The sequence below is a fragment of the Dysgonomonas sp. HDW5A genome (genome assembly GCF_011299555.1).
Classification (GTDB): Bacteria; Bacteroidota; Bacteroidia; order Bacteroidales; family Dysgonomonadaceae; genus Dysgonomonas_A.
The window spans coordinates 1,887,186-1,901,891 of sequence record NZ_CP049857.1 but is presented as its reverse complement, the minus strand read 5'-3'; the positions used below and the strand labels follow the sequence as shown (position 1 = coordinate 1,901,891).

11 protein-coding genes are annotated in these 14,706 nt (G+C 36.2%); all 11 read left to right on the top strand.

The window, feature by feature from the left end; translation table 11 throughout:
* The first annotated feature begins 6 nt into the window (after positions 1–6).
* The 11 genes from G7050_RS07950 (at position 7) to G7050_RS07900 (ending at position 14,682) form a co-directional block, all read left to right on the top strand.
* Positions 7–2,397: an exopolysaccharide transport family protein gene (locus G7050_RS07950; protein ID WP_166113630.1), complete on the top strand. Its 2,391-nt coding sequence runs from the start codon at positions 7–9 to the stop codon at positions 2,395–2,397.
* A 91-nt stretch (positions 2,398–2,488) separates the two neighbouring features.
* Positions 2,489–4,555, top strand: coding sequence for a tetratricopeptide repeat protein (locus tag G7050_RS07945; protein ID WP_166113628.1), 2,067 nt, complete (start codon positions 2,489–2,491; stop codon positions 4,553–4,555).
* Positions 4,556–4,661: 106 nt separating this feature from the next.
* A complete protein-coding gene (locus G7050_RS07940) occupies positions 4,662–5,456 on the top strand; it encodes a HEPN domain-containing protein (protein ID WP_255499279.1) in 795 nt (264 codons plus the stop codon).
* A gap of 56 nt (positions 5,457–5,512) precedes the next feature.
* Positions 5,513–6,103 (top strand): DJ-1/PfpI family protein, encoded by a 591-nt coding sequence (locus tag G7050_RS07935; RefSeq protein WP_166113625.1) that lies wholly within the window; start codon positions 5,513–5,515, stop codon positions 6,101–6,103.
* A 653-nt stretch (positions 6,104–6,756) separates the two neighbouring features.
* On the top strand, positions 6,757–8,703 hold the full coding sequence (gene thrS / locus G7050_RS07930) for a threonine--tRNA ligase (RefSeq protein WP_166113622.1): 1,947 nt from the start codon (positions 6,757–6,759) through the stop codon (positions 8,701–8,703).
* 79 nt (positions 8,704–8,782) lie between these two features.
* Positions 8,783–9,448: a translation initiation factor IF-3 gene (gene infC, locus G7050_RS07925; RefSeq protein ID WP_370521866.1), complete on the top strand. Its 666-nt coding sequence runs from the start codon at positions 8,783–8,785 to the stop codon at positions 9,446–9,448.
* A gap of 70 nt (positions 9,449–9,518) precedes the next feature.
* The gene (gene rpmI / locus G7050_RS07920; protein ID WP_050708469.1) at positions 9,519–9,716 is read left to right on the top strand and encodes a 50S ribosomal protein L35; all 198 of its coding nucleotides are present in this window, start codon (positions 9,519–9,521) and stop codon (positions 9,714–9,716) included.
* Positions 9,717–9,829: 113 nt separating this feature from the next.
* Positions 9,830–10,174: a 50S ribosomal protein L20 gene (gene rplT / locus G7050_RS07915; RefSeq protein ID WP_050708470.1), complete on the top strand. Its 345-nt coding sequence runs from the start codon at positions 9,830–9,832 to the stop codon at positions 10,172–10,174.
* A 184-nt stretch (positions 10,175–10,358) separates the two neighbouring features.
* Positions 10,359–11,681, top strand: coding sequence for a hypothetical protein (locus G7050_RS07910; RefSeq protein WP_166113619.1), 1,323 nt, complete (start codon positions 10,359–10,361; stop codon positions 11,679–11,681).
* 337 nt (positions 11,682–12,018) lie between these two features.
* Positions 12,019–12,696: a succinate dehydrogenase cytochrome b subunit gene (locus G7050_RS07905; RefSeq protein ID WP_166113617.1), complete on the top strand. Its 678-nt coding sequence runs from the start codon at positions 12,019–12,021 to the stop codon at positions 12,694–12,696.
* Positions 12,697–12,723: 27 nt separating this feature from the next.
* Positions 12,724–14,682, top strand: a complete 1,959-nt coding sequence (locus G7050_RS07900) for a fumarate reductase/succinate dehydrogenase flavoprotein subunit (protein WP_166113615.1) — start codon at positions 12,724–12,726, stop codon at positions 14,680–14,682.
* Positions 14,683–14,706: the final 24 nt, after the last annotated feature.

Genomic DNA, 14,706 nt, shown 5'->3' with positions numbered 1-14,706 from the left:
TAAATTATGGAACAAAATATAAACAGATCGCCGGACTTCAGTACAGACCCATACTTTGACGAAGTCCAAGCAAAGACAAAATTCTCTTTTGATTTTGTGCTTTGGTTCTATCGAATCCTCAAATACTGGTACTTATTTGCTATATCTTTAGCATTGTTTTTGGGATACGCTTATCTTAAGAATAAAAGCTGGACTCCCTTGTATCAGTCGGGAGCCGTTTTGATGATGGAACAAAGAGGTAATTCCGGTGTTGCCATGGGCGCTGTTCAATTAGGAAGTTTAGTTCAGAATTCGGTCAATCAGCAAATGATTCTAAATTCGTACGACATGGTGGTTCGTACTATTGCAAAACTTCCACAAATGCGCGTAGACTACTTCAAAAAAGGGAAATTTAAAGCAGACAACTGGTACGGTTTGACTCCTGTAACTATTGAAGCTAAATATGTTGCCCCAAGTGCATATAGTATCGTTTTTGAAATAGAACCTATCAATTCCGAAAAATGCAGAATATTCTATCCCGGATCAGAAACTACTGCTCCGTTTTCGATGGAAGTACCTTATGGACAGTTTGTACAAGAGCAACGCTTTTATATAAAAATAAACAAATCCCCTCGATTTGCTGCCAATTTTGAACCTTTCAGTTTTCGGTTTGTTTCGAAAGAAGAACTAATCGGTCGCTATTCAGGCAGAATATCTACAGGGATGATTAGAGAGGGCTCTACAGCATTGGGAGTATCAATATATGGAAGTAGCCCAGCACAAGATGTTGATTTCTTACGAGCATTACTCAAAGAATTTGAAGATTACAACTTAACATTAAAAAATGAAGCTGCTGATAGAACCATTGCTTTCATCGATAGACAAATGGGCATAATCGCAGATTCATTGCAACAATCGGAAGCATCGTTTAAAGATTTTCAGGATGAAACAGGATTATACCGATTGACTAAAACAGATGGCAGATCTGAGTTAGAGTCTGTAATGCAATCAATAGGAGAGGTAAAAGCTCAAGAAGATATGATATTGCGACTAACCGATGAAATCAACAGTTCAATATTAAACAGGACGGAACTTGTAGAACCATCAGCGTTGGGTATAACAGAAGCAAAACTGACTCAGTCGATAGGAGAATACAATAGCCTTATTAACAAACTGGCGAGTATGGGTTCTGCACATCCTATGTATGCGAAAAGCGAACAATCACTGACAAATCTTCGAATTAAAATACTTGAAGAGTTAAGAGGGCTTCAGGATCGAATCCAAAATAAAAAGGAAGATCTGAATAATAGCACTAGAGAAATAGAAAGTAGAATGTCGACTTTACCTGCACAGGAAAGGGAATATGCTCGATATGAGAAAAAATATCAGGTCAATGATGCGTATTATACATATCTAAGACAGAGACGATATGAAGCTACCATACAGAAGGCATCCAATATTCCGGATAACTTTATAATGGAAGAACCCCGACAAAAAGGTGGTCCTGTAAATGGTGACGAAAAGTCTAAAAACTATACATTCTTTTTCTTGATTGGACTTGCTCTACCCCTTGCATTTGTTGTATGTAAAGAAGAGATATTCAATCATGCTATATCGACAAAAGAAGATTGCGAACGCTTATCGGGTCTACCGGTAATCGGTACAATAGAAAATATCTCCAAAAAGATATCTTCTGCCGGATCAACTACTCTGGTGAAGAATTTTCCGAAATCAAGTTTTGCAGAGTCGTTTCGAAATATGCGAATTCGAATTGAGTATATGGCTCAAAAAGAATCGGGAATTTCAATACTGATCACATCGGCAGAGCCCGGAGATGGAAAAACATTCATTGCAGGTAACGTAGCTTCGGTGTATCAATTAACTGGTAAAAAAGTAGTTTTAATAGACTTTGACTTAAGACGTCCTTCGGTTGCAAAATTACTTAATATTGAAAGCAAGAAAGGTGTTTCTAACTTTTTGATTGGTCAAGTGACTCTTGACGAAATCACGTTGACTCACCCTGAATATGAATTCGATATTATCACTGCCGGAACATTACCTCCAAACCCCAGTGAATTGATTAAGACGAAGAAAACAAAGGACTTGATAGATTATCTGAAGACCAAATATGATTATGTTATCGTAGACTGTAGCCCTATAGGTCTCGTGTCCGATGCATATATCCTGTCTAAATATGTAGATACAACTTTGTTTGTTGTTCGTAGAGCTAAAACAAATAAAGCCTTTTTCAAAAGCGTTGTTAACCAAATGCGTAATGATGGACTTGAGCATGCAGCTTTAGTCTTCAACGATGTGAAGGGACGAGAGGGTTATTATGGAACATCCAGATATTATGGAGACAAATCATATTACCTGAAACGAAATTCATATTATCACGATGATTATTTTGAAAAATAAAAATATATAAAAAGAGAGGCTTCAACTGCCTCTCTTTTAGTTTATATACATAGAATTTATATATTTGCCCAGAATAATATTTTATTGAATCGTGAAGAAATATATATTGATCGTTTTTACGCTCTTTTATTCGATAGTAATCTCTGCACAAATAAATACAGAGAGAGTTACACTAATCGGGCGTAACGCTTTGTATTTTGAGGATTACATCCTTGCCATACAATATTTTAATCAGGTAATAAAATCGAAACCCTATTTGGCTGAACCTTATTATTACAGGGCAATAGCAAAATATTACCTCGATGATTTTAAAGGTGCGAGCGAAGACTGTACACAATGTCTGGAGCGAAATCCGTTCTATACAAATGCATATCAGCTACGTGCCGATGCCCGCCAGAATCAAAAAGACTATGATGGTGCTTTAGAAGATTACAAAGCCAGCCTTAAGAATAATCCGGATGATAAATTTATCCTGATCAACATGGGTATAGTCAACATTGAAAAGAAAGATTACGATGAAGCTGAGAAATATTTAGATAAACTCGTTCAGAAGAACCCAAACTATACACAAGGAATATTAACCAGAGGAAGCTTGTATCTTGAAAGAGGAGATACGATTAAAGCTTTAGAAAATTACAACTTGGCTATCGAGAAAGACAAATATTTTTCTCCGGCTTATTCTATGCGTGCTTCTACCTATTTTTCTCAAAAAGAATACGACAAGGCACTCGCCGATTTTGACGAAGCGATAAAGCTTGATCCTATCTTAACGGGAAATTATATAAATCGCGGACTTGCCAGATATTATAAAAACGATCTGCGGGGAGCTATGGCCGACTACGATCACGTTATCGAGATAGAGCCTAGCAACCACATAGCCCATTTCAACAGAGCCCTTCTAAGAGCTCAGGTAGGAGATGACAACAAGGCGATAGCAGACTTTGATTTCGTTCTGGCGAATGATCCCGACAATTATACCGCATACATGAACAGAGCATTACTGAAGAACAATATTGGCGATATAAAAGGTGCATTAGCCGATCTGAATATAGTGCTGAAAGAATATCCCGATTTTTATCAGGGGTACTACTTGCGATCGGAAATCAAACGTAAACAAAATGATTTACGAAGTGCGGAACAGGATTACCTGTATGCCCGAAAGAAAGAAGAGCAAACTAAAAAAGATGCATTTGCCGGAAAAGAGAGTACAACCAAAACTCGTGAGAAATCAGATAAAACAATTGATAAATTCAACTTACTTGTTGTAGCCGATAAGGAAGAGACCGAAAAGAGCAAGTACAACAGCGAAACTCGTGGTAAAGTACAAAATAAACAAGCTAATATTGAATTGGCTCCGACATTTATTGTATCCTATTATGAGAAAGTAAATGATTACCAGAAATATACTCATTACAATCAAGATCTGGAGAATATCAATAAACGTAATACACTCAGCCGAAAATTAATCATCACAAATCAGGAAATAGCATTAGACAGTACTCAGGTTGCCATCCATTTTGCATCGATCAATGAATATTCGACACTCATTGACCAACAACCTGAAAATGCGATATTCTATTTTGCCCGAGGTATTGATTATATGCTGGTTCAGGATTTCAGCAGCGCAATCGAAGATTTTACGAAAGCAACTCTTATAGATCCGAAATTTACACTTGCTTACTTTAATTTGGCTGTAGCTTATACCAAACAGTTAAAATCGAAAGATATTCTGCCCGAATTGTATAGTCAAACGCCTCAAACCGAATTAAGCATCAGCATGCAAACCGGTATTGACAATAAGCCGGCATCTTCATCGTCAGGAAGTAATTCGGATATAGATGCAAAAGCAATTCGTGCAAGGCTCGAATACGAATCTATACTGAAAAGCTACAATAGAATCATAGAGTTGTCTCCTGATTTTACTTTTGCATATTACAACAGAGCCGAGATAAAATCGATGCAAAAAGATTACAGAGCAGCGATTTTAGACTATAACGAAATAATTAGACGTGATCCTGAATTTGGCGAAGCTTATTACAACAGAGGCTTAAACAGATTGCAAATAAAGGATACCGACCGAGGACTTGACGATCTTCGCAAAGCAGGAGAACTAGGCATAGTGAGTGCATACAGTATCATAAAAAGGATGACCGAATAAGTAAACTGATCGAATGAAAAAGTCTATATCCTATTTGCCGCCTACTAATCAACGAGATTAGCATTATATTGTTGAATCTATCCTGACACGGATCAAGCAGACCGAAATGATAATTCTTTTCGGTAGTTATGCCCGTAATGATTATGTGGCGTATGATGAAAAATATGAGTTTGGCAAAATACAGTTCTATGTAAGCGATTATGATATATTGGTTGTTACAAGCGGAGTATCAGATGGCGTGGCAATTAAAGCCCTCGGTAATATAGAAGATTTATATTACGATAGGGCGAAAGACCCGGACAGACAACCTCCTGTTCAGTTTATCAGCGAGGATATGAAAAAGCTGAATAAATATCTGAAAGAAGGTAGATATTTTTATACCCAAATAAAACAAGAAGGTGTTATACTATATGATAGCGGAAAGCATAAATTAGCACGAAGGCGAAAACTTAGCTTTGAAGAAATAAAGCAACAAGCTGAGGAATATTTTAATGATAAATTCCAGAGTGCTAATAAATTTCTAGAAAATGCTAATTTTAATTATAGTAAAGAATGGTATAAAAAATCATCTTTTATGCTTCATCAAGCCTGTGAAAGTTATATTTATGCCATCCGCTTAGTTTTCACATTAGAAAATCCCAAACAACATAACCTATCAAAGCTATTAAACTCGGTAAAGAAATATTCAGTCGAGTTTATAAATGTCTTCCCACAAGATACGCCTGAAGAAAAACGCCTTTTCGAGCTTATCAAAGCTGCTTATGTAAATGGTCGCTATGATCCCGATTTTGTAGTAACCAAGGAAGATGTTGATGCATTGGTTCCAAAAGTGGAGTTGCTGAGGGATATTACCAAAAAGATTTGCGAGGAAAAGATCAAGGAATACGGGGAGAGAAACTAGCATAAAGCTAATCTTTAATAATGACTTAGATTCAAATAATAACCAAATGATTAAAAATGAAAAAAGTATTATTGTTATTAGCGGATGGATTTGAAATATTTGAAGCAAGTGTATTTATTGATGTTATAGGCTGGAATCTTGTTGAAGGTGATAACTCTACCGAATTATTTACTTGCGGATTAAAAAAGGAAATTAAAAGTTCGTTTAACCAACGGTTTATTGTAGATTATCTGGTTGAAGATATCGATATTTCTACATTCGACGCATTAGCAATTCCGGGCGGATTTGAGGTTTATGGATTTTACAACGATGCTTACGATGATAAATTCTTAGATTTAATTCGAGGGTTTAAAACAAATAATAAAATTATTGCATCTATTTGTGTTGGAGCCTTGCCAGTGGGTAAGAGTGGTATTTTGAAAAATAAGAATGGAACTGTTTATAATAACCCGATTCGAAGAGAAGCATTAAAAGGATTCGGTGTTAATGTACTGCATCAACCAATTGTAATAGATGACAATATCATTACTTCATGGAATCCGTCAACAGCTATAGATGTTGCTTTATTATTATTGGAGAATTTAACGACAAAAAGTAATGCTGACAAAATTCGCCAATTAATGGGATTTGATGATAGACAAAATTAACTGAGCACAACAAAGCGTTGACACCAAAGTAGAATTATTAAGAGACATAACTAAATCTATCTGTGAAAAGAAAATCATAGAGTATACGAAGATAATACAAACAGTCTATTTTATCTATTTATAAACTTTGTTACTGACTACAACTGTGGGGGGGGAACATTTCGTACGTCCATTTAGAAAAATTCCTTATTAATCAAGCGTATATAATACATCTCTAAACAGAAAAAAGGTAACAGTAAAAAGAAGCAGGTAAAAAGTGTCACTTTTGTAACCTTTGTAACCTTTTCAACAGTTATCGACTCATTCACAGGCAATTGAAAACTCACACTTTTTGTATAGTTTTGTCACTTTTATGACTCCTTTTTGTCATGAATGCCACCTTACAAAAAGCCATTAAGGCCATCTACAGAATAAGCATGCAGGTACTTAAAAATAATGTTCTCAGAGAAAAAATCCCTTTGAATCCGTTGTGTTTAAACCCTACTATTTCAATTCTATATACTGTTATTGAATATAAACTCTAATAATATTTAATAGAATAATTACTTTTTTACGATAAGAGATGGTAGAGTCTATAAAATGTTTAATTTTGCAAGTTAAAATCATAAAACATTGTCTTCGCTTGTATGGAGGCAAATAAAACAAGTATACTAATGATTAAAATTACATTTCCTGATGGTTCGGTGCGGGAATTTCCCAAAGGAACAACATCCATGCAGATTGCAGAAAGTATTAGCTCAAGATTGGCCCAAGATGTATTGGCATCTAGCGTCAACGGACAAACGTGGGATTTAACACGTCCGATAGAAGAAGATTCTACGGTAAGTCTTTTGAAATGGGATGATACGGAGGGCAAGCACGCATTTTGGCATTCCTCAGCACACTTAATGGCCGAAGCAGTACAGGAGTTGTATCCTCATGCTAAATTCGGAATTGGTCCGGCTATCGAAAATGGCTTTTATTATGATATCGATTTTGGTGATACATCTGTAAAAGATGCAGAATTTCCGGCTATCGAGAAAAAAATGAAAGACCTTATCGCTCAAAAAGAAGAAATAGTTCGTAAGAGCATTTCCAAAGACGATGCTATAAAAATGTTTGGCGAACGTAACGAAGGCTATAAAGTTGAACTTATCAACGATTTGGCAGACGGAACCATCACTACATATACGCAAGGATCGTTTACCGACCTATGCCGCGGTCCTCACTTACCAAACACCTCTTACATCAAAGCTGTAAAAATACTTAGTGCAGCGGGTGCATACTGGCGTGGTGACGAAAAGAGAAAACAATTGACTCGTTTATACGGAATCACTTTTCCTAAACAAAAAATGCTTGATGAATATCTGGTATTATTGGAAGAGGCAAAAAAGCGTGATCATAGAAAAATAGGAAAAGAGCTTGAATTGTTTGCATTCTCTGAGAATGTAGGAAAGGGATTACCGCTTTGGTTACCTCGTGGAACACAGCTGCGTCTTAAACTGGAGGATTTCTTGAAACAAATCCAAAAGAAATTCGACTACGAACAAGTAATGACCCCTCATATCGGAAGCAAGCAACTATATGTAACATCGGGTCACTATGCTAAATACGGAAAAGATTCTTTCCAACCTATCCACACACCCGAAGAAGGCGAAGAGTTTTTATTAAAACCGATGAACTGCCCTCACCATTGTGAGATATATAAGGTAATACCTCGTTCTTACAAAGACCTTCCACTTCGCTTGGCTGAGTTTGGAACTGTATATCGTTACGAACAAAGTGGAGAGCTTCATGGTTTAACTCGGGTTAGAGGATTTACTCAAGATGATGCACATATCTTCTGTACTCCCGACCAACTTAAAGCTGAATTTTTGAAGGTTGTAGATATTATCTTTATTATTTTCAAAGCTCTTGATTTTGACAACTTCGAAGCTCAAATCTCTTTAAGAGATCCGAATAATAAAGAAAAATATATCGGAACTGAAGAAAATTGGGAAAAGGCAGAACGTGCAATCATAGAGGCTTGTGAAGAAAAAGGCCTACCTGCAAAAGTAGAACTTGGCGAAGCAGCTTTCTATGGCCCCAAACTTGACTTTATGGTGAAGGATGCTATCGGCAGACGCTGGCAGCTTGGGACTATACAAGTAGATTACAATCTACCTGAACGCTTCGGACTTGAATATACAGGTGCCGACAATCAAAAACATTGCCCTATAATGATTCACCGTGCACCATTCGGTTCTATGGAACGTTTCATTGCGGTACTTATAGAGCATACTGCAGGAAAATTTCCTCTTTGGCTGACACCCGATCAGGTAGTTATTCTGCCTATCAGCGAAAAGTTCAATGATTATGCTTACAGAGTATCTGCATTTTTGAAAAGCAAAGATATTCGTTCGCAAGTAGATGACAGAAACGAAAAAATCGGTCGAAAAATACGTGACAACGAATTGAAAAGAATCCCTTATTTACTCGTTGTTGGAGAGAAAGAAGCAGAGAGTGAAGAAGTTTCTGTAAGAAAACAGGGTGAAGGTGATAAAGGTTCAATGAAATTTACTACCTTTGCCGATCAAATTACTCAAGAAGTTGAGAAAATGATGAATGCTTGGAATCATTGATTCACTGTTCATTATGATGAAACGAATAATCAACAGGATAAAAATAAAAAACAAAACAGAAAGGAAATAATCTTTTTTAATGAGGAACAACAGAATAAATAACAACAAAAAAGAAGAACTTCACAGAATTAATGAAAAAATTCGTGTGCCTCAAGTTCGTCTGGTTGGAGAAAACATTGAGCAAGGAGTTTACTCAACACACGAAGCTTTGAAAATCGCCGATGAGAAAGGCTTAGACTTAGTCGAAATCTCTCCAAGTGCAGATCCTCCTGTTTGTCGAATCACTGATTATCAGAAGTTTTTATACCAACAAAAGAAAAAACTGAAAGAGCAAAAAGCGAAGACAGTAAAAGTGGTGGTAAAAGAAATTCGTTTTGGTCCTCAAACTGATGATCATGATTTCAACTTTAAATTAAAACACGCCAAATCTTTTCTGGAAGAAGGTTGCAAAGTGAAAGCTTATGTGTTCTTTAAAGGTCGTTCGATCTTATTTAAAGAACAAGGAGAAGTTTTACTGCTTCGTTTTGCCACAGAATTAGAAGATCATGCAAAAGTAGATCAGCTACCTCAATTAGAAGGTAAAAAGATGATCATTATGCTATCTCCTAAAAAGGTACAGCCAAAACCAAAACCTGCGGAAGAAAAGCCACATAAGGTAAAAGAGGCGAAACCAAAAACTGAGGAGCAGGCAACAGCAGAACCTGAGGGAGAAACTCAGATTCAGGATACCCCCGCAGCAGAGTAATCCCAAGAGACACTAGAAGAAAACACCTGTAATGGTGCTATTTTAAATAATTAAATATAAGTTTAATAAGATGCCAAAAATGAAGACTAATTCCGGTGCCAAAAAAAGGTTCAGCCTTACCGGATCAGGAAAAATCAAAAGAAAACATGCTTTCAAAAGTCACATCCTGACTAAGAAAACTAAAAAACAAAAAAGAAATTTAACTCACTCAGCTACTGTTCACAAGTCTGATGAGAACAATGTTAAGCAAATGCTTAGATTGAAATAATTTCAACGTTTTTTAAAGCAAATTTTCAATTAGGTTTATTAACCGAATGTATGCATCAAAAGAGTTCTTATAAATAAAAGGAGAACCGCTAACATTCAAAACATCTTACAATTATGCCAAGATCAGTCAATCATGTTGCCTCGCGCAACCGCAGAAAAAAAGTATTAAAACTAACAAGAGGATACTACGGTGCCCGCAAAAATGTTTGGACAGTTGCCAAAAACACTTGGGAAAAAGGTCTAACATATGCATTCCGCGACCGTCGTGCTAAAAAACGTAACTTCCGTGCACTTTGGATACAACGTATCAATGCAGCTGCACGTGCAGAAGGAATGTCTTACTCTCGTTTAATGGGTGCTCTTCACAAAGCAGGGATCGAAATTAACCGTAAAGTTCTAGCTGACCTTGCATTAAATCATCCAGAAGCATTCACAGCTATTGTAAATAAAGTGAAATAAGGCTAGTACTTTTTCAACTTCTTACATATTAAAAAAGCCGGACAAATAATTTGTCCGGCTTTTTTATTGATGCAAATTTAGTCACTAAGCATCAATCATCATCTGCATTATTAAAAAGTCAAGCTCTGCTACGATTTATATTTGTATTTTTACAATTCCGCATTTAATTTATAGTTTAGTGAATATGAAAAAGAAGATAGAGGAAATTGTATATGATTTTTTTTTAAGCTCTACAGATTTTAATGGCATCCCATTAAGACGAATTTCAGAAGAGTTAAAAATAGAGTACACTAAATCAATAGATTTAATAAAAGAGCTGGTATTAAATGAAATAATCACTATTCAGTCAAGTACAAATCCCCACATAATCAGAACACAACATTATCCTATTAAAAATCAACTATCTATATTGGAAGATGCAAAAAATACCAAGATAACGTATAGCAAGATTGGGGAGTTTAACTTCGCTGTGGAAGACACCGAGTTTCCTATCTGCTTATATCCCACAAAAAATTATTTAAAAGAGAACAGAGATTTGACTCAGTACGGATATGCAGATTATACAAAACAATTAGCCCTAGGAGAACCTCAGTTAAAACCACTTTTTTTTGATATAGAAGTGATAGACCGCTATTTTAGTGACCCCAGATATGACACTATATTCAATGACTATTCAGGAAGAATTTATTGTAAATATGATGAAGAAGGGAAGGCTTTACTAAGAGAGGAGGATCAAATATTCATAAAGACTTTTGGATTGGGCTTTGACGACAATGGCAATAGGCTAGCCGTAGTGTATTTGAGATATTTAAAGAATCTAACTACTGAACATCAAATATTTTGGAAAGGCAAGGAGATAAAAGGTAATTGTAAAATATTAGAAGAATACTATAAAAATACAATAATAGGAGACTGGGCTTTTTCTCATTCAATCTTTTCTGCTTTTCTTGGTGAAATAGAAAGCCTAAATAATTTGGCTTCACACATATTTGGTATCCAACTGTTTTCAAATACGTTTAAAGATGAGAAACGTCCCAAAGAATTTACTTTTTTCTTTACTCCTACATTAAAAAACTATGAGAGTTTTGTTTCATTATTAGATAAGATGATCTCGGAAAATATCAATAAAGGTTTTTTTAAAGACAGAATAGACTTGTTTGAGATACGAAATAAGGGAAATAATGTGTCTGAAAAGATACCTAAAGGAACTTTGAGACTTTTTGAAGAATGGTTACTTTCTCAATTTACCATAGATAATGGCAGTCAATCAGGGATCCAAGAAGTATTTAAGCCACTAAAAAATGTAAGAAAAGAAAGGCAAAATCCTGCACACAAAATAAATGAAAATGAATATGATAAAAAATATATTGAGAAGCAAAAGAATATGATTACAGATGTTTACCTATCAATCAAATCATTAAGAAAAATATTCCAACAACATAGGGATGCTAAAGGGGTTGAGATTCCAGGTTGGTTAGACAAGGATAATAATATAAAAATGTTTTGAATTTGTAATTTTCAGGATGCATTATTTATTCTAAGAAAACGGCTTAGCCTTTAAAAATGATAAAATACATCTCTCTTCCGCCAATTACTTATAGTCATTTTAGTAAAAAAAAAATGAAAATCAAAATAATAAAAAACAATCTGCAATATTCACAACGAAATGTAATTAACCTATATAACGATGTGTGAATACACAAAAAAGTCTCATTTTACTTTCTTTACTAGGTTATTTACTCTATTTTTGCAGTGCGAATCATTGATAAAAAAGATGCACTATTACTTTTATTTATAAGAGTCTAATCAATAACCATTAAATAACTAAAAAACTATTAAATCTTATGAGTTGGTTACTTAATTCTTCTATTGGCCGCAAATTCATCATGGCTTTGTCCGGCTGTGCGTTGATTTTGTTCCTTCTGTTTCACATGAGCATGAACTTAGTCTTGATCTTTTCGGTCGAAGCTTATGACATGATCTGCGATTTCCTTGGAACAAACTGGTATGCGATTGTAGCTTCTATGGGTTTAGCTGCATTGTTTATCGTACATATTCTGTATGCTGTAGTATTGACATTACAGAACAGAAAAGCCAGAGGTGGCGATGTGTACGCGTCATCCAACCTTTCTCCTGTAGAATGGTCATCTAAAAACATGTTCGTATTGGGATTAGTAATTGTTGCTTTCCTTGTATTGCACCTTTACGATTTCTGGTATAAAATGCAGTTCTCTGAACTTTTCCATTTAGAAGGTGCTGAACCTCACGGATCGGTAATTGCAATCGATTTGTTCAGTAATCCTGTGCACGTGCTTATCTATCTTATTGGTATCACAGCACTTTGGTTTCACCTTGCACATGGTTTCTGGAGTATGTTCCAGTCAGTAGGTATCAACAACAGAATATGGTTACCTCGTTTCAAAGTTATCGGTTATGCAGTAGCAACCATCATTTGTTTAGGTTTTGCTATAGTGCCGATTTTCTTCCTGGCGAAGCATTTCCTTTGTTCTTCTTGTATATAATTTAACCGCTAAAAGAAAAAAACAGATATGGCTACTATATTAGATCCAAAAAAAGATTCTAAAATTCCTGAAGGTCCCTTGGCTGACAAATGGAAAAACTATAAAGCCCACCAAAAACTGGTGAATCCTTCTAACAAACGTCGTCTTGATATTATTGTTGTAGGTACAGGTTTAGCAGGAGGTTCGGCTGCTGCATCTCTTGGAGAAATGGGATTCAATGTCCTTAACTTCTGCATTCAGGATTCTCCTCGCCGAGCACACTCTATCGCTGCTCAAGGAGGTATCAATGCTGCAAAAAACTATCAAAACGACGGAGACTCGGTTTACCGTTTATTCTATGATACAATCAAAGGTGGTGACTACCGTGCACGTGAGGCAAACGTATATCGTATGGCTGAAGTGTCGAACAACATCATCGACCAATGTGTGGCTCAGGGTGTACCTTTTGCTCGCGAATACGGAGGTTTGTTAGACAACCGTTCATTCGGTGGTGCTCAGGTATCTCGTACTTTTTATGCTAAAGGACAAACAGGACAACAACTTTTACTTGGTGCTTACTCTTCATTGAGCCGTCAGGTACAAAAAGGTTCTGTAAAATTATATACTCGTTACGAAATGCTAGACCTTGTTATCATTGATGGCAAAGCTCGTGGTATTATCGCACGTAACTTAGTAACCGGTAAGATCGAACGCTTCTCGGCTCATGCAGTAGTTGTTGGAACAGGTGGATACGGAAACGCATTCTTCCTTTCTACAAATGCAATGGGTTCTAATGGCTCAGCTGCTATCCAATGTTACAAAAAAGGAGCTTACTTTGCGAATCCTTGTTTCGCTCAGATTCACCCTACTTGTATTCCTGTTCATGGCGAGTTCCAATCAAAATTGACTTTGATGTCGGAATCTCTTCGTAATGACGGACGTATCTGGGTACCTAAGAAAAAAGAAGATGCTGAAGCTATCAGAGCAGGTAAACTTAAACCTACTCAATTGAAAGAAGAAGATCGTGACTACTACTTGGAAAGACGTTACCCTGCATTCGGTAACCTTGTACCTCGTGACGTTGCATCTCGTGCTGCTAAAGAAAGATGCGATGCAGGTTTTGGTGTAGGTAATACAGGTTTAGCCGTATATCTTGATTTCTCGGATTCTATCAAACGTCTAGGTAAAGATGTAGTAGAAGCTAAATATGGTAACCTTTTCCAAATGTACGACAAGATTGTAGATGAAAATCCGTACGAAACACCGATGATGATTTACCCTGCTATCCACTATACAATGGGTGGAGTTTGGGTTGATTATGAATTGATGACTTCAATCCCAGGATGTTTCTTTATCGGAGAAGCTAACTTCTCGGATCACGGAGCTAACCGTTTGGGAGCGTCTGCACTTATGCAAGGTCTTGCCGACGGATATTTCGTATTACCATATACTATTCAGAACTATTTGGCTGATCAGATTACTGTACCTCGTTTCAGTACTGAACTTCCTGAATTCCAACAAGCAGAAGACGATGTAAATAAAAAGATCGCCAAACTGATGAGCATTAAAGGAACTCGTTCTGTAGATTCTATCCACAAAGAACTAGGTCTTATTATGTGGGACTTTGTGGGAATGGCTCGTTCTAAAGAGTCTTTGGAGAAAGCTATTGAAGATATCAAGAAAGTGAAAAAAGAATTCTGGAGCAATGTACGCATACCGGGTGAAGCTAATACATTAAATGTTGAGTTAGATAAGGCTCTTCGTCTAGCTGACTTCCTTGAAATTGGCTATTTGATGGCTATTGACGGGTTGACAAGAAACGAATCTTGTGGTGGACACTTCCGTGAAGAGTACCAAACACCCGAAGGTGAAGCTCTTCGCCGTGATGATGAATACGCTTACGTTTCATGTTGGAAGTTTACAGGTGAAGATCAAGAACCTGAATTAATTAAAGAACCTCTTGACTACGAATTTGTAGTTAGACAACAACGTAACTATAAAGCATAACCCAATTAGTAAAAGAGTAACAAA

What these genes read in the sequence shown, in the direction of transcription:
- G7050_RS07905 (WP_166113617.1), top strand. Translation starts at nt 12,019, where the DNA reads ATGAGTTGGTTACTTAATTCTTCTATTGGCCGCAAATTCATCATGGCT.
- G7050_RS07900 (WP_166113615.1), top strand. Translation starts at nt 12,724, where the DNA reads ATGGCTACTATATTAGATCCAAAAAAAGATTCTAAAATTCCTGAAGGT.
- rpmI (WP_050708469.1), top strand. Translation starts at nt 9,519, where the DNA reads ATGCCAAAAATGAAGACTAATTCCGGTGCCAAAAAAAGGTTCAGCCTT.
- infC (WP_370521866.1), top strand. Translation starts at nt 8,783, where the DNA reads ATGAGGAACAACAGAATAAATAACAACAAAAAAGAAGAACTTCACAGA.
- G7050_RS07910 (WP_166113619.1), top strand. Translation starts at nt 10,359, where the DNA reads ATGAAAAAGAAGATAGAGGAAATTGTATATGATTTTTTTTTAAGCTCT.
- thrS (WP_166113622.1), top strand. Translation starts at nt 6,757, where the DNA reads ATGATTAAAATTACATTTCCTGATGGTTCGGTGCGGGAATTTCCCAAA.
- rplT (WP_050708470.1), top strand. Translation starts at nt 9,830, where the DNA reads ATGCCAAGATCAGTCAATCATGTTGCCTCGCGCAACCGCAGAAAAAAA.
- G7050_RS07950 (WP_166113630.1), top strand. Translation starts at nt 7, where the DNA reads ATGGAACAAAATATAAACAGATCGCCGGACTTCAGTACAGACCCATAC.
- G7050_RS07935 (WP_166113625.1), top strand. Translation starts at nt 5,513, where the DNA reads ATGAAAAAAGTATTATTGTTATTAGCGGATGGATTTGAAATATTTGAA.
- G7050_RS07940 (WP_255499279.1), top strand. Translation starts at nt 4,662, where the DNA reads ATGATAATTCTTTTCGGTAGTTATGCCCGTAATGATTATGTGGCGTAT.